The organism is Roseateles agri, from assembly GCF_034043675.1.
Lineage (GTDB): Bacteria > Pseudomonadota > Gammaproteobacteria > Burkholderiales > Burkholderiaceae_C > KK5.
Window position 1 is genome coordinate 195,273 of sequence record NZ_JAXCLA010000011.1, and the last position, 16,686, is coordinate 211,958.

At 60.8% G+C, this 16,686-nt stretch carries 14 protein-coding genes; 8 read left to right on the forward strand and 6 right to left on the reverse strand.

Translation table 11 applies throughout. The features are described 5' to 3' along the window. Nucleotides 1–36: 36 nt before the first annotated feature. Together SNE35_RS29655 and SNE35_RS29660 are read right to left on the reverse strand one after the other, a co-directional pair. Nucleotides 37–1,440 (reverse strand): SidA/IucD/PvdA family monooxygenase, encoded by a 1,404-nt coding sequence (locus SNE35_RS29655; RefSeq protein ID WP_320426669.1) that lies wholly within the window; start codon nt 1,438–1,440, stop codon nt 37–39. Nucleotides 1,441–1,731: 291 nt separating this feature from the next. Then, a complete protein-coding gene (locus SNE35_RS29660) occupies nt 1,732–5,379 on the reverse strand; it encodes a hypothetical protein (RefSeq protein ID WP_320426670.1) in 3,648 nt (1,215 codons plus the stop codon). Nucleotides 5,380–5,996: 617 nt separating this feature from the next. Here SNE35_RS29660 and SNE35_RS29665 point away from each other — a divergent pair. The 6 genes from SNE35_RS29665 to SNE35_RS29690 all read left to right on the forward strand — a co-directional run bounded on the left by SNE35_RS29665 (nt 5,997) and on the right by SNE35_RS29690 (nt 12,908). Then, the gene (locus SNE35_RS29665; RefSeq protein ID WP_320426671.1) at nt 5,997–6,650 is read left to right on the forward strand and encodes a hypothetical protein; all 654 of its coding nucleotides are present in this window, start codon (nt 5,997–5,999) and stop codon (nt 6,648–6,650) included. Next, nucleotides 6,647–8,575, forward strand: a complete 1,929-nt coding sequence (locus SNE35_RS29670; protein ID WP_320426672.1) for a hypothetical protein — start codon at nt 6,647–6,649, stop codon at nt 8,573–8,575. Before SNE35_RS29665 ends, SNE35_RS29670 begins: the two co-directional genes overlap by 4 nt. 17 nt (nt 8,576–8,592) lie before the next feature. After that, nucleotides 8,593–9,756, forward strand: coding sequence for a hypothetical protein (locus SNE35_RS29675; RefSeq protein WP_320426673.1), 1,164 nt, complete (start codon nt 8,593–8,595; stop codon nt 9,754–9,756). A gap of 137 nt (nt 9,757–9,893) precedes the next feature. Further along, the gene (locus tag SNE35_RS29680) at nt 9,894–10,469 is read left to right on the forward strand and encodes a hypothetical protein (RefSeq protein WP_320426674.1); all 576 of its coding nucleotides are present in this window, start codon (nt 9,894–9,896) and stop codon (nt 10,467–10,469) included. Between the two features lie 46 nt (nt 10,470–10,515). Continuing rightward, the gene (locus SNE35_RS29685; RefSeq protein WP_320426675.1) at nt 10,516–12,069 is read left to right on the forward strand and encodes an AAA family ATPase; all 1,554 of its coding nucleotides are present in this window, start codon (nt 10,516–10,518) and stop codon (nt 12,067–12,069) included. A gap of 20 nt (nt 12,070–12,089) precedes the next feature. Further along, nucleotides 12,090–12,908: a hypothetical protein gene (locus tag SNE35_RS29690; protein ID WP_320426676.1), complete on the forward strand. Its 819-nt coding sequence runs from the start codon at nt 12,090–12,092 to the stop codon at nt 12,906–12,908. A gap of 90 nt (nt 12,909–12,998) precedes the next feature. On the opposite strand, the gene SNE35_RS29695 is transcribed toward SNE35_RS29690, so the two are convergent. Beyond that, nucleotides 12,999–13,199, reverse strand: a complete 201-nt coding sequence (locus tag SNE35_RS29695; RefSeq protein ID WP_320426677.1) for a helix-turn-helix domain-containing protein — start codon at nt 13,197–13,199, stop codon at nt 12,999–13,001. 30 nt (nt 13,200–13,229) lie between these two features. Between SNE35_RS29695 and SNE35_RS29700 the strand changes: the two genes are divergently transcribed. Together SNE35_RS29700 and SNE35_RS29705 are read left to right on the forward strand one after the other, a co-directional pair. After that, nucleotides 13,230–13,454, forward strand: coding sequence for a glutathione binding-like protein (locus SNE35_RS29700; protein WP_320426678.1), 225 nt, complete (start codon nt 13,230–13,232; stop codon nt 13,452–13,454). Between the two features lie 167 nt (nt 13,455–13,621). Further along, the gene (locus SNE35_RS29705; protein WP_320426679.1) at nt 13,622–14,626 is read left to right on the forward strand and encodes a hypothetical protein; all 1,005 of its coding nucleotides are present in this window, start codon (nt 13,622–13,624) and stop codon (nt 14,624–14,626) included. A 273-nt stretch (nt 14,627–14,899) separates the two neighbouring features. Here SNE35_RS29705 and SNE35_RS29710 read toward each other — a convergent pair whose 3' ends face one another. The 3 genes from SNE35_RS29710 to SNE35_RS29720 form a co-directional block, all read right to left on the reverse strand. Continuing rightward, entirely contained in the window at nt 14,900–15,208 is a 309-nt protein-coding gene (locus SNE35_RS29710) for a hypothetical protein (protein ID WP_320426680.1), read from the reverse strand. Beyond that, the gene (locus SNE35_RS29715) at nt 15,205–16,164 is read right to left on the reverse strand and encodes a zinc metalloprotease (protein WP_320426681.1); all 960 of its coding nucleotides are present in this window, start codon (nt 16,162–16,164) and stop codon (nt 15,205–15,207) included. Before SNE35_RS29715 ends, SNE35_RS29710 begins: the two co-directional genes overlap by 4 nt. A gap of 119 nt (nt 16,165–16,283) precedes the next feature. Then, a complete protein-coding gene (locus tag SNE35_RS29720; RefSeq protein ID WP_320426682.1) occupies nt 16,284–16,640 on the reverse strand; it encodes a MarR family winged helix-turn-helix transcriptional regulator in 357 nt (118 codons plus the stop codon). Nucleotides 16,641–16,686 lie beyond the last annotated feature (46 nt).

Here is a 16,686-nt window from a genome sequence, read left to right on the forward strand (position 1 = left end):
CGCGCCCCTTTTTTGCTGGCGGCTTCTCCCGGAAACTCAGTCGACACGGCTCTTCTGTTGGCTGACGCCGTCCAGCTCGGTCGCCAGTTCCTCCGGGACGTACGCGCTCAGGATGCGATCGGATAGGACGCCCAGGCAGCTCAGGTTCGGGAAGCCGGGGCCCTGGGCAGTGCCGGCCAGCATCGGCACGTGCACCGGGGCGACCGATTCGCCGTCGAAAGGCACCGGGACACGCAGGTTCCAGTCGACCTTGCCACGGATATCGCGAGTCAGGTCGACGCGCTCGCCCTTGGCATTGGTCACATGGCGGTGCCGCTGGTGGGCCGGCAGCAGTTCGGTCCAAGACAGCGCGTCGGACCCCGTGGCAATGATCACCTTGTCGTATGAGTATTCCTTGGTCTGCTCGCCACGGCGGACATTGACACGGACGTTCTTCCCCACTTCCGCCACGCTCTGCACGTTCCCGGTGATCACCCGGATCGTGTCCACCTGATCGATCACCTTCTGCGCCTCGACGGAGAACACGCCGCGATCCGTGCGCCGGATGAAGTCTTCTCGGTCGATTTCCTCCATCTGGAGCCACAGCGTGGGGTCCGAGTAGATGGCATTCTCAGAGTAGCTCTCACCCCGCGTATAGAGAGTGGCATGGCGCGTGACGATATCCACCGACAGGCCGGGCGAATTGGTGACCAGGTCGATGGCCACGCTTGCTGCCGTTTCACCGCCGCCGATCAGCGCCACGCGCTTGGCCTTCTGCCCCATCTCAGCGAAAACGGCCTTGCGCTGCCAGTACTGGGCGCCACTTAGGATCGCCTCGTTCCAGTCGTGCGCGCCGATTTTGTTGGGCGCCCCGGGGCCGGTGATGACCACGCCATCGAAGCGGTGCTTCTGAACGCTCCCGTCAACGTGCTGGCAAGTCAGCAGAACGCCCTGCCCCTGGTCGAGCACCTCGATCTCGGTGATGCGCCCCCGCACCACCACCAGCCCGATTTGCTTGGCTACCCACCGCAGGTAGGCAGCCCAGCGCGCGTGATGGGGATGGGGCTTGCCCCGATCCACATAAGGCCCGTACCGCCCCTTCGAGACCAGGTAGGCCCCGAACGTGAACCTGAAGGTCTCGCTATCCACCTTCGGGCCGAACACGCTCCGGTACGGATAACCGATATCCTTCTCTGCGGGCGTACCCAGGCGATGGTCGCCATCGGTGTGCCCGTGCTCCCCATCCCAGTTAGCGGCGATATCGACCGCGTCGATCACCACCACTTCGATATCGGCGATACCCAATTGGCGCAGCACGTGCGCTTTGGCCGCGATGGCCATCGCCTTCGGACCGGCCCCCATGACGGCAATGCGCTTCGGCTTGCACTTCCTCGGGATCCCGAGGGCGTCGTTGCCGGTCGCGTCGTCAGACTTCTCCTTGCGGTCGAACACAGTGTCCACGGTTTGTCTCCTTAGGTTTTGGCCCAAATGCGTCGTAGCAGCGAGGGGCTCGATTGCTAGCTGCTCTCTCGGAAAAGTCGTGTCTCCGAGGCGCATGAGCGAAGCCTAGGCGTGGTGGACCTATAGAAAAATCTTTCCGTTCGGGCAAAAAAAGATCTCGGGAGCGCGCGACGATTTCGAATCGGCCGGAGCGCACATGTCTGCCGCCTCGACGTCCTCCATACCCTGCTGGCCCCGCAGGGGGGCCCATGTCGGGGGCCAGTCCCGAGGAGCGGGAGATCAGGGTTTGTACTAAACAGCGTGATTGAGGGCGTCCAATGCGCGCTTCAATTTGACTCGCTGACGGTCCACCAGGTGCTCGTAGAACGGACGATCACGGCTGATGGCCGTCAGCATCTCGAGGTCGTGAACGGCCAATTGCCGATGCCTCTCGACTTGGCGCTGCAGCTCTTCAATTTCGCTCACGGCCATGGTCTTGAGCAGGTCCTGCTGGGTCGCCGACAGCTTCAAGAGCGCGGCTGCGGACTTGATACGCTCAAGCAGGACTCGACGTAGGTGCCCTGGGCGGAAGCCAAGACTAATGAGTCGACGTTCTGCCTGGGCCAAGAGGTCCCAGCAGCGCTCCAGCAGGTGGCGACAGTGGTTGAACTCAGTTCTGAATTTCTTCCGGGCGTGCTCTGCCGCTTTGCGCGCGACGCCAAGATCACGCGTCAGATCCAGGCTTCCGGGCCTAGCGTCTAAGGCTTCCTGCGCCCGCTCTTCAGCCGACCTGGCATGGCTCAATTCAGCCGCTGACCGCTCAAGGAGGACACGTGTCCAGGCGCGCAACCTGATCGCCTCCAGTGTCAACATCGAGTCCCTCTCCCGGACGAATTGGTAGTTGTGCCGCGTATAAACCTCGATCCTGCTTCCGGCAAATTCGAGAAGATCGGTAGTCAGCCGGTACATCGGCTGGCCATGCAGCGGCCGCTCCTTTGAGAAAAGGCGCGCCAACTTCAGCAGCACACGTACGAAATAACGCATCGGGCGCGGACTGGCTCGAGGCCACCTCACGCCCTGCCCGTCTAAGACAACGATGCCCGAGCGCACACGATCGGCAGTCCAGTAGACGGCCAGCGACTTGGCAAACGACAAGGCGACCTCTTGCCTCTTTGAAGAAGCAGCGCCGGTCTCTGCGCCCTCTGACGGTGACTCGTTCAGTTCATCAGCACGGGTCGCCAGAATCTCGCCCCACCGAAACATGAAGTCGACCACCTCTTCTCTGGACCCGACTTCGGCAGTGTTCTCCTCGATAAACCGTTGAGCGGCCAGCAGCGCCTCAAGAATTGCCCTGCGCACCCCGGTACGGTTCTCGTAGAGCTTGGCGATGGCATCGGACGTCGTCCCGAATAGGAGCTCAGACAGGCGCACCGTATCAACGCCGATCTTCCCCAGGCCGCGGAGGCAAAGGCGCTCGGCCTCCGTCAAGCTTTCAACCGTGTCGCGCGATTGCAGCCAATCGATGCGGAGCTTCGTTGCGGACGTGAGCAACCGTTCGTAGCTACCGCCCCGTCCTGGGCGCGGCAACGCCGCAATCACAGAAGCGGGCGCGCCCTCGTGAGGAAGCCGACTCAACGCCCATTCGATGGCGCGCGCCCCCAGTTCTCCGTCCAAGTCAGCCCCGGCCCGTCCAATAGCTTCAACAAGTTCAGCCCACAGCTCCTTGTTCTGTACCAGTTCTGGCGCCACGGGCCGCTCATCGCCCGCACCCCGGGCGGTAACGGGATAGCTGGGAAGGAACGCCGTCGAATCACCTGGCGCCAACCATCGGAAAAGCGCTGGCGCCGAACTCGGGTTGACGATCAGCGTCAGCAAATCCAATCGGAGGTCAGATCGTCCTAGCGACCGGCCCAGCCGCCAGTTCTCGTTTTCGATCAGATAGCGATAGATGTGTGACACCAAATAGCGATGGCGTTTGCCCCGGTCGGCCGGCAACGGCGGGCCGAACAGATCATTTGCCGCTGAGAAGTCTACGAACGCGTCAGCGCGGAGGTCGAGCGACGCGACACCATGCACCAGTGCAGTTGCAGCCAAACGCAGAAACTGGTGGGCGCCAGAGCCGTCCTCTCCCATGTGGTTCCGGAGGTGCCACGTACATTGCCGCAAGGCCTCCGTGCAGATCAGATAGTGCAGGTGGCCCCAACTCATGGTGGCCAATCGTCCCACCGCAGACTGCGCGGAGGGATTCGACGAGCTCATCGCCCCGTCAATCCATGACTCAACATAGGCAAGCTGTGCCCTGGCGTTGCAGAACGCCAGCACTTCGTTGTCCTTGGAGCTTGCATCATCAACATGAAGGGAGACCGTGGGCGATCGATTGAGATCCAACTCACGCATCGATAGTCTCTGGACGGGATGTTCGTCGTCTGCAAACCACCTGAGCCGGGGCCCGAACTTTGTCGCGACAGACTTCAATGCCGCATCAAACGATTGAGAGCGGTTGCCTCCGAACAAGAGCAGCCAGTCCTCGTGACACCGCCGCAACGTACTGCGCCGCATGCCATCTTTGCTCAGCGACACCAATCGCGCGAGCAGCAGCTCCGCTTCACTGAGGTCGCCTTCTTGACGGACCGTCGACTGTTCGGAGGCTGGAAGGCCTGCATCCCCAATTGGCTTGGCGACCCAAACCTCAGCAAGTTCCACGGAATCTATCCAGGGCGCCAGCCCAGCGATCGGCTGTGAAGTTGCCACGAGGATCTGATACGTCGCCGCGGGCGGATCACTTGACGCCAGAAGCGTCTCGAGGTGAGGTTGCGCGAGCACACGCAGGAATTCCGCCCAATTCGTGTTCGAGAGGAAGTCGTTCAGGCATTCGAATGGGCCGGACGCGACATCCCAGCCGTCAAAGAGCAGCGTCACTGCATTGACCGTCAGAGCCTTCCGCACCGGGTCAAGATCTGCGGCCAGATCGATGCTGCGAAAGCCCGCATCGATCGCCTCCAAGGAAGCGCTATCTAGATTGAACACTTGATAGAGCTTTTTCAGAATGGACAGCTTGGTCGCACCCCGGGCCAATGACAACCGAATAGTCGGCACCGTTGCATCGGCCTCGTGTAGCTGCCGGTAGGCAATCGCCACAAAGTCCCGCAGCGCGCTGTCATCACGTGACCAAACGTTGGTGAGGTGCCCGCTGAGCATTGGCACCGCCGCCGACGCAGTATCACCAGTCTTTTGCGGCGCTTGGCTGACAACCAGGCGGGTATGGAGCTGCGCCCACCCTGCGCCGAGTTCGCCTTGCGCACAACTTGCCCTCGCCACCAAGTCATCCTGGCTCGCCTGACGTCGAGGCAATCCGACCCCCCATGCCAACCATTTTCTGAACCACGAGATCGGCTCAGCTCCGACTCTCGGCTCGGCCGCGTCAACGGGAACTTGGACATTCTGAAAGTCGTTCGACGTGATCTTGCGCCCCCGGGTACTGGCCACCCGCTCATTGAGCCGCTCGATGAGCGCAGTTGCGACCAGGGCCGCATCGGTATCGGCCTGGGATTTCCCCGGGGCATACTCCGATCTATACCAATAGGCCTGCACCAGAATGTCATCGGTCTTGCGAACTCCGAACATTCTTCGCAAGCGCCTCTTCATCATGCCCCGGTCGCCGCTCATATTGAGCTGCCTGTGCAGTGGCGTTATCGGTTTGGGGCAAGACTCCGTCAGCATGTCGGCAGCGACCAGCCAACGGGTCAAGGGGCCTATTGAGCGTGCGACGCCGCTGCCAAATGGATCCAACTCGAGGTAACAAGTCGGCGACCGCCCCAGAGCCACCCCAGCGTCCGATTGGAGACGGACTGGCATGGACTTCACATAGTCCAAATGATCTCGGATTCGGCCAACGGAAATACCGATATCCGGGTTTTTTCGCTGATCCTCTTCGCTGTCGGCTTCGCTCTCGTTCAACATGCTCCCGCCCTCTCGCGATGAGGTCGTCTCCGATGAGCAACCTCGGCTTTTATTAGCCGCCTCGCTCCGATAACTAGAGGGCAAATCACCGTTGCACGCCCTGGGCTTCTCGGTCACGGACAGCGCGCGCGAGTATTGCACCGGCAATGTCTGGAACACACCCAGGAAAATGCCGACTTGGCCCATGGGAAGCCGCCTAGCCCAGGACACCTGGTGAAAAGCACCACAACTTGGCGAGCCAGGGTAGATCCGAATATGAGCGGCGCATTTCGAGCGGACTTCTGCAGCGCTTGGTTGAGGAGAACGCATCCGCAGCTGCAAGCCTCAGCCAACAGGCGAGCGACTTGGTCGGCGCTGTGTCGTTTTTCCACCTGTCACCGCAGGCTTGATGCAGCGTCCGGGACGCATGGCGCCTCTTCCTCCGGATGTCTCAGGTGGCCAAGCACCAGGCGCATCTTGGCAATCATCCGCTGCTTCTCGCCGATGATCTCCTAAGCGATGCGGCTCAGCTACGACACCACGAACGCAATACTCGCTCTCTCGCGGACAAGTGCTGGCTCACCTATCATCCGGCCAAATAGCTTGGCCCCAAGATGCCAGGCAATGAGGGGAAAGATGTGGGGCACGCGCTCGATCACACCGCACGCAAGCGTGATGCGGTACGAATCCTATTCATACTGGATCAGGCCGGAACCGCGCCAGGAACGGTAGCGCCGGCTGGTGCCGTTTCGGTTATCAAGGCAGAAAAGCGACTTCAGGCACTCGATTTTTGGGTGAGGAGCCCGGACTATCTGGCAGCCGAACTGGTGCAGTTGCACGAGAAGTATCCCGAGGAGGGCTTCCTGGACGAAGCCTTCAAGGTGATGCAAGGGGATGAGCCAGACATCCGCAGGATGCAGATGATGCGCTTCCTGTTCGGTGCATGGGAGCAGATCGATGACTCCATGTCGCAACTGATCTCCCTGGGCCTGGCGACCATCAAGCGCAATATCAAGCCGGACGGCAAACTCAGCCGGACCGACTTCTTCTTGTTGGAGTCTGGTCGGACCTGCGCTGCGGAACTTGCGGACTACTCCTCTCATCTCGCCTGGTATCGCGACAGAGCAGCCTTGGTGGCCAGGGTCGCTGGCACGGGATCAGGCGATGAACTGAAAGCGCGACAGTACGCGCAGGCTGAGTATCAGGGTGCCCGGTGGAACCAGGCCATTGGCCCCATCAAGCAGAGGGTGCTCAAGCGCCTCGAAGAACTCAAAAAGGGAATGCAGCCGTGACGTCGACTTACGCTCAGAAGATCGCGCAGAGGACTGGACGATCGCTCGATGATGTTCGTGCGGTACTCGCCCGGCATCACATCGTCGACGCACCGACACCACCCGTGTCGCGCCAGCTCCGCCTCAAGCGGCTCCAGTTTTCGGGTGAAAAGCACGTCCATCACGAAACCGTGCCCTTCAAATTCGATTGGTCGCCCCAGCAGGAGGGAGTGAACGTCATTGCCAGTGACGACAACCTCGTTGGCAAGTCGAGCATCCTGCAGACCATGCTCTGGGCGGTGCGCGGCGAGCCGAAGTCGTTGACGGCCACGGTTCAGGGTTGGATCAAGAACGTCGTCGCCGAATTCCAAGCTGGAGATCGACATGTCCGCGTGGCGTTCGACGTCGAAGATGGCGTGCCCCATGGCGTGATCGAATTGATCAACAAGGACGGAGCGGTGATCCACTCGCTCGGTTTCTTTACGGCAGAGCTGTTCAAGTCGCAAATGAACAGCGTCATGCTGGATGCCCTCGCGCTAGATCCCATTGCCACGTCCCGCGAAGTCGCCTCGCTTGAGAAGGTTGTGATGTACGCCGACGGGTGGGCCGCATACACCGGTGCGTTCCTCTTCGACAGCGAAAGCAGCGCCATCATTGGCGAGCACACCGGCACTGACCTCGCGCAACGCCTGCTTCAAGTATTTCTGGGCATCCCTTGGGCGACGACCCTGTTCCAAGCGCGGGCCGCAAAGCGCGTCACCGAGTCCCTGGTCCAGTCGAGAAAGCGAAGGCTGGGGCAGCTCGGGGACCGGTCGGTCCAGCAGTTGCAGGATCGCCTAGAGGAGATTGCACGGCAAATCGCCGATGGTTCAGCCCAACAGACAGCTCTCGCCCAGCTCGATGCTGCACAGCGGCGGTATGACGAGCTGGCGGAGAAGGTCTCTCAGCTGAAGGCCACGTCCACCGTATTGGATGCGGAGGTGCTGGCCGGCAACGAGGAGCTCAACAACAAGAAGCGCTCGTTGCTTGAGATCGAAGAGGAAATGGCGGCGTCTCGCTTCTTCGGCCGCCTCTCGCCCACTTGCTGTCCTCGCTGCACCCGCGCCTTCGACAAGAGCCGGATCGACAGGGAGCGGACCGCCGGCGACTGCTCTGTTTGCCTGACGCACGTAGAACAGACCGAGGAGATCAACTGCGGTGCCTTGAAAGAAGGCCTCTCCAAGGAGGTCAGCAAGCTGGAAAAGCTGCTTCGCGCCGTCGCGACCAATGCAGGCGAGGTGAAGAACGAGTTTGAACAGGCGCGCAAGGATCTCGAAGGGGCGGCTCGCGATGTTTCGCGGCTCGCCGCCGGCGGTACGGCCCAAGAGGAGCAGAAATTGCGCCTCGAGGCGGCAAAGCTTGAGGGCATGCTGGAGGCCGTGTCAAAGATGGTCCAGACCGACACGGGCGAGGAGTCTGACCTGGCCGTTCTGGAAGCTGCCACTGACGTCGCAAAGGATCAAGTGGAGTCGGAAGCTGAAGCCGTTCTCGAGCGCAGCGGGGAGCTGATCTGCGAAATGGTGCAGCGGCTTGGCATGCGAGATGTTGAGAGGGTCGTCCTGAAGCGCAACGCCGGCGTCGAGATCCACAAGGGCGGCAGCCTGTCAACGTTCACGCGTCTATCCGCGGGCGAGCGCCTGCGCGTTCGGATCGCGACCGTGATTGCGCTGCTGCAGGCCGCGCAGCAGTTCGGCGTCGGTCGACACCCTGGCTTCCTCATCATCGATTCGCCGGCCAAGGAGGAAATGGCCGATCCTAACGTCGAAGAACTGCTGGAATCGCTCGCGGACCTCCCCCGCACGGTGAACCTGCAGCTGTTTGCGGCGTTCCGTGGGACTCAGCGCGCGCTGAAGCACTTCCAGGAAGACCACTGTCTTCTGGCGCGCGCGAATCAGACTCTCTGGTGAGCTAGCACTGCTACGCCATGGCGCACACCCCACAGTCCGTGCAGCAGCGCATGATGGATGCGCTTTCGCTCGGCCGCGACCTCCAGGCCAACGACTATCCCGAGTCGGAGCTGATTGCGAGTGCCGAGACCCTCGGTGCATCGGCACTGCTCGGCGACTTCGTGGAACTTCTACTGGTGCAATGGTCTGACCTGGATGACCAAGCCGCTGCTGTCAAAGCGATATGCGGGGGTCTGAAGCGCAACGTCCACCGCGATGCGTTCATTCATGCTGTCGATGCCCTGGCCGAATCGGATCTTGACGACTTCGCGCCCTTCGCGAGAGCACTTGATGCTCGCACGGGGGATGAAGACTCCCCGCTGCACATCAGGGTGGAAGCCGTGGCTGGACTCACCAGGCTTGCCCTTCGATCGCCGCAGTGGACGACCTTTGCCGGTGCGGGCGTTCTGCGCCTCCTCAGCGTCGACGACGAATGGGTGAAGGCCAAGCTGTGCCGGCTGACGTCGATCCTCCATGACCAACTGGCCTGGGACCAGGCGATCGAGTCGCTGAAGGCACTCACCAGTTGCGCGGCCTGCGCGGCGGAGGCCCGGCAAGAATTGGGCTTCGTAGAGATGGCATCGGCGTTCGGAAGCGACGACCTCGTGTCGATGAGCGTTCATCTCGCTCAATCGGCCTCATGGTTCAGTCAGAGTGCGCACTACGCCGAAGATGCTCCGCGGGCGCGAATGTACGGTGCCGTGGCCGGAGCTCTCGCGCAGTCATTGAACGCCGGAGCGGGTGGCGCGCTAGACGTTGCATCGCTGGCGGATGACATCCAGTTCGTCGTCCACTACTGCCCACCCCGCGCGGGCGCCGTTTGGCTGGCACCGCCGGCCGAGGCCGAGCTTGAATGGATCCCTCTGCTGGCCACGCAGGATGGCTCTGCGGCCCCCGATCCGCTGTCGCTCCTTGCTGGCGCCATCCAGGTCTTTGAGAAGGTCCGCTCCGTGCAGGTGATCATCAAGGGCCGGCGCGAGTTTCGAGTTCCGCCCCTGAGCCGGCTCTCCGAGCGAGCCAGGGAGGTCGGCCTGGCGCGAAGCTGGTTGCGCAGCAGCGCGGCGTCAGGCTTGACCGCAGACGGTAGAGCGCGGTTGGAGGCGATGCTCAAGCCACCGGGAGACTCGCCGGGAAAACACTAGAGGAATCGGTACAACGGTCACCCGACTTCCTCCAGCTCACGACGACCGGGCTTTCGGAGGCAGACCAAGAACAGGTGGTCAGCTTCAGAGACTCATACGCCCTGGTTCGACTACCGTTGAGCAGTACCGAACAGACCATGGTGGACGACGTCCGCAGCAAGCTCTCAGGAGCACCGGACTACGTCGGCAAGGTCAAGAATTGGTTCGATCTTCTCGTGGTACGGCTCTGCAAGTTTCTGACGTCGCGAGCGGACCTGGGCATCATCAAGGACCACTTCAAGTACCTGGCCGAGGTGTCTGACCGGGCGAAGCTCCCACCCGAATCCGATCTTCAGATGGACCTATTCAATTATCTGAAGAGCGCCATGGGCACGCCGCTCTTGGAGGTCCCGTTCGTCGCCGCAGGCCGGACCGATATCTACCTACCGTTTGACGGATTCCGTTTCATCATTGAGGTGAAACGGGCGACCGCCCAGACCTGGTCATGCTTCGGTTTCCGTCCTCACTCTCTGCAGGCGAGCGCATACAGCGTCGGGGACGTACGGCTGGGTGTTCTCGCAACCCTGGATCTTTCCGAGCGCCTCCCGGGCACGCCCCATGTCACGGAGTGCTTTGGTGTGATTCGGCGGCGCCTATCTCCGACAGACACCCGAACGATCATCTTCATGCGGGTCGGGGGAAACAGGCAGACGCCTTCGTCGGTGTCGCGCTAGACGACCTTCCCTGTACCGATCCGACCCAGAAATTGGAAACATTCATATGCCACTGACCTTCAAGAAACTGGCGGTACGCGAGCGGGCAAACGTCAACGTACCCGACGTATTTCAGCTAACTCCAGGCGACTGGGACGACTATTCGTTCAAAACAACCTTCTCGATGACGGTCTTTCTACGGGGGCAAAAACTGGAACTTGGAACCGTGAAGATTGGCTATATGGGTCAACCGCATGGATGGACCCGAGACCTGATACCGGAGTCCTTCACCCACCTTCCCGACGGCTGGTTCTCCCTCGGACAAGATGTCGAGTACTACCAAAACTTGCGAGAGAAGCTGCCTGAGCAAGTGCGCATCGAACTACTGACCTCGCTGCGAGATGTCGTTCATGACGAGAGCCTGCACGCCCGAGCTGAAGCTGAGTCAGTCTTCAAGAATTCACTGATGCGCGGCGTCAGTAACTCAGTCATACAGGGGCAATTCAAGCGCGTCCTGCGAGGGGAGGTAGAGCTGTCAGATTTCAAGTTCACGTTCAATCAACAGGCTGACGACCGGCATGCGGCTGTGCGCCTTCAGTTTGACGTCACCGCGGCGTCCCACCCGCCCACAAACATTCATGTGCTCATTGGCAGAAATGGGGTCGGCAAGACAACGCTCCTGAACAATATGGTTGGTGCGCTGATAGCTCACAGCCCACCAACGACGCCGCCCAGTGCATTTGCGACACAGACCCCCCTCCCATTTCTGCTCGATAAGGACTACTTCAGCAGCGTCATTTCTGTTTCATTCAGTGCGTTCGATCCGTTCATCCCTCCGACGGACCGGCAGGACCGGACTGAGGGCCCAGCGTACTACTACGTCGGCATGAAGACGATTCGTGCGGGCGAGTCGCTTGAACCGAGCCCACCAAAGACTCACTCGGCTCTTGTCGATGAGTTCGTCGAGAGTTTCGGCCTTTGCATGAGCCAACCAGAGAAGAGGGCAAGATTTTTCAGAGCGGTATCTCGTCTTGAGTCGGATACGAATTTCAAGGAGATGGGATGGGCGAAACTCGCTGAAATCGAGGACAGCATTCAAGCATCCGCGGAGGCGGCTTCCATGGCGCGACGAATGAGCTCAGGTCATTCGATAGTTCTCCTGACCATGACTAAGCTCGTCGAGATGGTCGAGGAAAAGTCGCTCGTGCTACTCGACGAACCGGAGAGCCACCTTCATCCACCACTGCTGTCAGCCTTTACCCGAGCACTTTCCGAGCTTCTATCAAATCGCAACGGCGTAGCGATTGTCGCCACGCACTCGCCGGTTGTGCTGCAAGAGGTTCCGAAGTCCTGCGTCTGGAAGTTGACGAGAAGTCGCCTGGAGGCTCGAAGCGATAGGCCTGCCCGGGAGACTTTCGGCGAGAACGTGGGCGTTCTGACCCGAGAAGTTTTCGGCTTGGAAGTATCGAAATCTGGTTTCCACGAAATGCTGGATGTAGCCGTGAGCGCTGGTGGCACGCTAGACAGCATTTCGGCCACGTTTGGTGGACAGCTAGGCGACGAAGCGCAGGCAATACTTCTGTCCATGCTTCGCGAGAAGTCGCAAGGGGCGCTGTCATGAGACGGCTGCCCATGCCTACGATGGACAGTGCCACCGTTTACGCAGACTGCGTCGCTGGGCTATCGAATGCAGCCTTGTCGGCAAAGTTTTCGGCGGCCACCCAAGCGGTAAAAGATGAAGCGGACTTGTATGCGGTGCGCGCTGCAGCAAGTGAACTGCATCTCTTTCAGGCCGCTGCCTGGGGAGACGGTGATCAGCTCGTCCTGCAGGATCTAACCAAAAGCGAGTTCGTTGGACTCTACGACGGTCAAATGTCTAGCACCAACGGAAACGGGCGCAATCACTATGACCGACTGCGAATGACTGAGCTTGGGATATGCCCATTCTGTGGTTTTGGCCATGTATCCACGTTAGATCACTTCGCGTCCAAGGCCAGATACCCAGCGTTCTCAGTTCTGCCGATCAATCTAGTCCCTGCGTGTGCAGACTGCAACAAGGGAAAAGGATCAGCCCCCATTGAGGCAGGCTCGGCCATGCCTCATCCTTATTTCGAGGAATCCCGCATCGAATCTGACACTTGGCTATTTTGCGACGTTCTCCAGACCCAGCCGGTCACGACGTCGTACCGCGCGGAGACTCCGGCGCATTGGCCCGCCGCCCTCAGCGGGCGCGTTCAGCGCTACTTCTCAGAGCTCGAGCTGGCCGGCCGCTACGCGGTCCAGTCCGCAAGCCACCTTGCAAATATCAAGGCGTTCCTGAGAAAGCTGATGCCGGACGAACTGCAGTGGTACCTCAGCCGAAAGGCAGTTGGTTTCCCGTATCCCAACACGTGGGAGGCCGCCCTCTACGCAGGCCTGCTTCGATCGCCTTGGTTTATGCAGGAGGGATACCGGCTATGACAGGCGCCTCACAACCAAACTTGAGTGAGCGCCATGGCCGACGGCTCCCGCCCTGTTCAGATTAGGAAACGACGGCTACGCCGGGAGCGACTACTCGGACGCCTTCAGTTCCTCTAGCCTGGCTGCAACTTCCCGCTTTCCCATACCGCGGAGCGCGGCGATTGCCGCGAGATTCTTAGGCCGCGGCGTCGCGCGCCCCTGTTCCCATGCATAGATCGACTGACCGGTCGTGCCGACAAGCAAGCCGAAATCAGCAGCCGACAGGCCAAGCCTCTGGCGATTGCTTGCCATACCGTTGGCGCAAGCGCACTCAACGACCGCATGCTGGCTGCGCTGGCATTCGCGGAGCGATTCGTCGCCGGCAGTCGCTACATGGCAGGCGATGTGTTCCCCATGGCAGACATTGCCGCCGTCACGATCACCCTCTCCGCGGCCGGAAGCCTGGACTGGGGCACTCTTCCGAACCTCAAACGCTGGTTCGATGAAGTGGTCGACAGGCCGTACGTACGCGCCGGACTTGCCGCGTTCAATCAGCCAGGTCGATAGCAATCGGTGGGGCACTCGGACGTGGATGCCGCGCGCTCCGCGCACGTGGTGCGATGAGATGGCAGGTTGCGCGGCACGTCTTAACTTCACACCCGCAAGCCCCTTCTCAATACTGGCACTCCAGCATTCAGTTAGCCTTGACGGACTGAATGTCACCCGGACGTTAGATGAGCCCCCTGGACCCCGCTAAGCTGCGAGAAGCAGTAGCCTACGAGACGTATTTGCTATTGAACGTCTACCGTTTGCTCCAGGAGCCGCTTCAAGGCCAGTACGAGCGGGTCTGGATCTATCCACGCGGCTCCGATTCCCCAGTTCCGCTCCCCGGCAGGCCGGACCACCATGTCATCGACGGCGTGTCGCATTGGAGCGGTGGCTTCCGTGTCGCTGGCGGGCCACTGATTGTCGTGACCGCCTTCAAGGTGCTCGACATGATCGTTGAGTGGATCATTGGTCCACCCAAAAGCAACCAGTGGCAATTCAATGACAAGGCCAAAACCTTCGAGGCGTCGGTTACGTTGCCCGCGCTCCTGAAGCAGAACCCCTGGCTCACACAGCGCTTCTCGCGGCTGTATCGAGAGCTGTATCCGTTGCGAAATACGTTGATCCATACCGATCGCTTCCGTGCTGGCCCGGGGGGCGTGGCTGTTGCGCCGAGTCTCGGTCGAGGCGCGTACGGAGATTCGCAGGTTCCCATTCAGCCCGCTCAGATCGCAGCCATTGCGTCAGTCGCCACCATCCTTGCGCGATGCCTCGACGGCTCGTGGGCATTCAACGCCTATCTGGTGGCGCAGCTCAAGTGGCGTCTCGATCAATTGGCTTCGTTCCACCGGGAAGAAACGTTCGGCGCAAAGCAGCCTCAGCTCTCGCTCGTCCGGATTCTTAGGGACGACCAACCATCCGTTGATTTCGATGTAGCCCAGATCTTGAATGACGTGAATCAGCGCTGGCTTGTACCCACCCCCCCCGGCCCAGCGGTAGACATGCGGCGCTTCGGCACTGTGTTCGACATAGAAATAGGCATCACGAATGAGGGCCCTGAGAACACCCTCAATGTGTATCGGATTCCCATGACTGAGATCTCACGATTCCCAATAGGCATCACGAAGAACGAACTGCAGCCCTTTCTCTCGGAGACCGCCGTCGAGGTTCGCACGTTCACTGGCAGTGCTTGAGTCACGACAAATCCCGGAGCGACCTTCGCTGCGCGCCTGCAACCAATGATCCGTGCGAGGCTCATCACACAGGTAAGGATTGATCACGATGGACCTCCCCTATCGAAGTGCGCTCATTGTCGGCTCGTATCGGCACGGTGATGTGCGACACCGGCATGAAGTACCTGTCCAAGTTCTCGGAGGACCTGGGCGAGTAGCTTTCGCCAGCTCATCAGTTGTCGCCCGACATCCAGCGGCCGCAACCGGGGAAACCTGGTGATGATGAGCCGAGGCTCAGCGTCGAACGATGAGTTGATCAGGCGAGGCAGACATCACCGACATCGTGCTCAAGGCCATGCCCGCCGCGTTGGTGAGCACCAACGATCCGTTTGCCGCCAGGCTCCAACGCACCTTCGACGACGCCGCCCCGTCGGCAGGCGCGATGGCCGAGTCCGTGCCCGTGCCATCCGCCCGCAACTCGAAGCCGTGCCGACCGCGCGACGGCGGGAAGGCGTAGCTAGCCCGCCGATAAACGCTTTCGCCTGGCGTGTCCTCTTCGTGCGAGTGGCGCCAGGTCCCGATCAGCGCGGACTTGTCGATCATGTGCCGATCTTCTTGCGAGGGCCCGTCAGCGTGGCATGCATGCGTGCCGACTGGCCGGCCGTGAACATCACCATCGCGTCGTCGTCGACGTAATCCATGTAGTTCATGAACATGTCGCCGTTTGGCCCGTTCTGGCAGGTGACGTGCGGAAACGCTGGCTTGCCGTAATTTGGCAACTGTTGATCCGGCGTGTCGTCGACGTGGTCGGTGCCGCTGCAGTCGCTGGTGTCTCCCCAAATGTGATTGAGGTTGAGCCAGTGACCAACCTCATGAACGGCTGTGCGGCCGAGGTTGTACGGCGCGGTCGCCGTACCTGTGGTGCCGAATGCCGTGTTCAAGATGACCACGCCGTCGGTCGCCGCGGGGCCGCCCGGGAACTGCGCGTAGCCCAAAAGGCCTTCGCCAAGACTGCAGACCCAAAGGTTCAAGTACTGGTCGGTGGGCCATGCGTCCGCACCGCCCTTCGCTGTGAACTTAACCTCATCATGGCTCGAGAATGAGGCCGCCTTGGTCTTGGTACGAGTGATGCCGTCGGTGACCTTGCCCTCCGGGTCCTTGTTGGCGAGCTTGAACTGCACGCCGATGTTAGTGACTAGGCCCCTCCAACAAGCTGGGGTGTCGCCCTTGTCCTCATTGGCGGCCGCGTAGTCCCTGTTCAGCGCGGCGATCTGACTCTGAACCTGTGCTTGCGAAATGTTCTCGGCGGCAATGCGGTAGACCACATGTACGACGACCGGGATCGTCACGGGCCCCTTTTTAACGCGGGCGAAGGCGCGGCCGGTGCGAACCATCACTTCCGTCTCTGCATGGATCTTGCCGCGGTTGACACGGAACTCGGGATATTCCTCGCACAGACGTGCGTGCACTTCGGTGGCGCCGCACATCCTGCGCCGGGTCGTTGTCTTTGCCGTCGTGGATATCGTTGTTCGCACTACTATCTTGGGTCTCTTCTCCATAGAACCTCCCCTTTGAAGGACATTTGCGAGACTGCGCAACCCGAATATTCGAACGTGGGTCGATGCATGTCAATGTGCCTCCAGGTGGTTCCATCGGCCGAACCTGATCACGAACTAAGTCAGGGTGGCGTAGAGGCATTCGCTTCGATTCGCAGCAGCATGGTTCGCAGGAGCGACGCCTCCGCGACGCTAAAGCCAGCGAATGCCTTCGCCTCGAACTCCGCAACCGCAGCTTCAAACTGGTGCGCGACTTCAGCGCCGCGACCCGCCAAGTTCAGGCAGATCACTCGCCGGTCCGCGCGACTACGGTCACGACGCACAAGCCCCGCGGCCGCGAGTCGCTCAACCATCCGGGACACCGCAGGGAGTCCGATCCTTGCCGCCTCTGCAAGCTCGGAGAGGCTACGACCTGGCACCGCAGCCAACAAGGCGCATGCGCGCTGCTCGGCAAAGGAAAGGTCGCTCGACGGGCTCATCCTGGCCATCGCCGCGTTCACTCGCAGGCCTACTCGCACCAGCGAT

What these genes read in the sequence shown, in the direction of transcription:
- SNE35_RS29660 (WP_320426670.1), bottom strand. Translation starts at nt 5,379, where the DNA reads ATGTTGAACGAGAGCGAAGCCGACAGCGAAGAGGATCAGCGAAAAAAC.
- SNE35_RS29675 (WP_320426673.1), top strand. Translation starts at nt 8,593, where the DNA reads ATGGCGCACACCCCACAGTCCGTGCAGCAGCGCATGATGGATGCGCTT.
- SNE35_RS29680 (WP_320426674.1), top strand. Translation starts at nt 9,894, where the DNA reads ATGGTGGACGACGTCCGCAGCAAGCTCTCAGGAGCACCGGACTACGTC.
- SNE35_RS29685 (WP_320426675.1), top strand. Translation starts at nt 10,516, where the DNA reads ATGCCACTGACCTTCAAGAAACTGGCGGTACGCGAGCGGGCAAACGTC.
- SNE35_RS29690 (WP_320426676.1), top strand. Translation starts at nt 12,090, where the DNA reads ATGGACAGTGCCACCGTTTACGCAGACTGCGTCGCTGGGCTATCGAAT.
- SNE35_RS29695 (WP_320426677.1), bottom strand. Translation starts at nt 13,199, where the DNA reads ATGGCAAGCAATCGCCAGAGGCTTGGCCTGTCGGCTGCTGATTTCGGC.
- SNE35_RS29700 (WP_320426678.1), top strand. Translation starts at nt 13,230, where the DNA reads ATGCTGGCTGCGCTGGCATTCGCGGAGCGATTCGTCGCCGGCAGTCGC.
- SNE35_RS29705 (WP_320426679.1), top strand. Translation starts at nt 13,622, where the DNA reads ATGAGCCCCCTGGACCCCGCTAAGCTGCGAGAAGCAGTAGCCTACGAG.
- SNE35_RS29710 (WP_320426680.1), bottom strand. Translation starts at nt 15,208, where the DNA reads ATGATCGACAAGTCCGCGCTGATCGGGACCTGGCGCCACTCGCACGAA.
- SNE35_RS29715 (WP_320426681.1), bottom strand. Translation starts at nt 16,164, where the DNA reads ATGGAGAAGAGACCCAAGATAGTAGTGCGAACAACGATATCCACGACG.
- SNE35_RS29720 (WP_320426682.1), bottom strand. Translation starts at nt 16,640, where the DNA reads ATGAGCCCGTCGAGCGACCTTTCCTTTGCCGAGCAGCGCGCATGCGCC.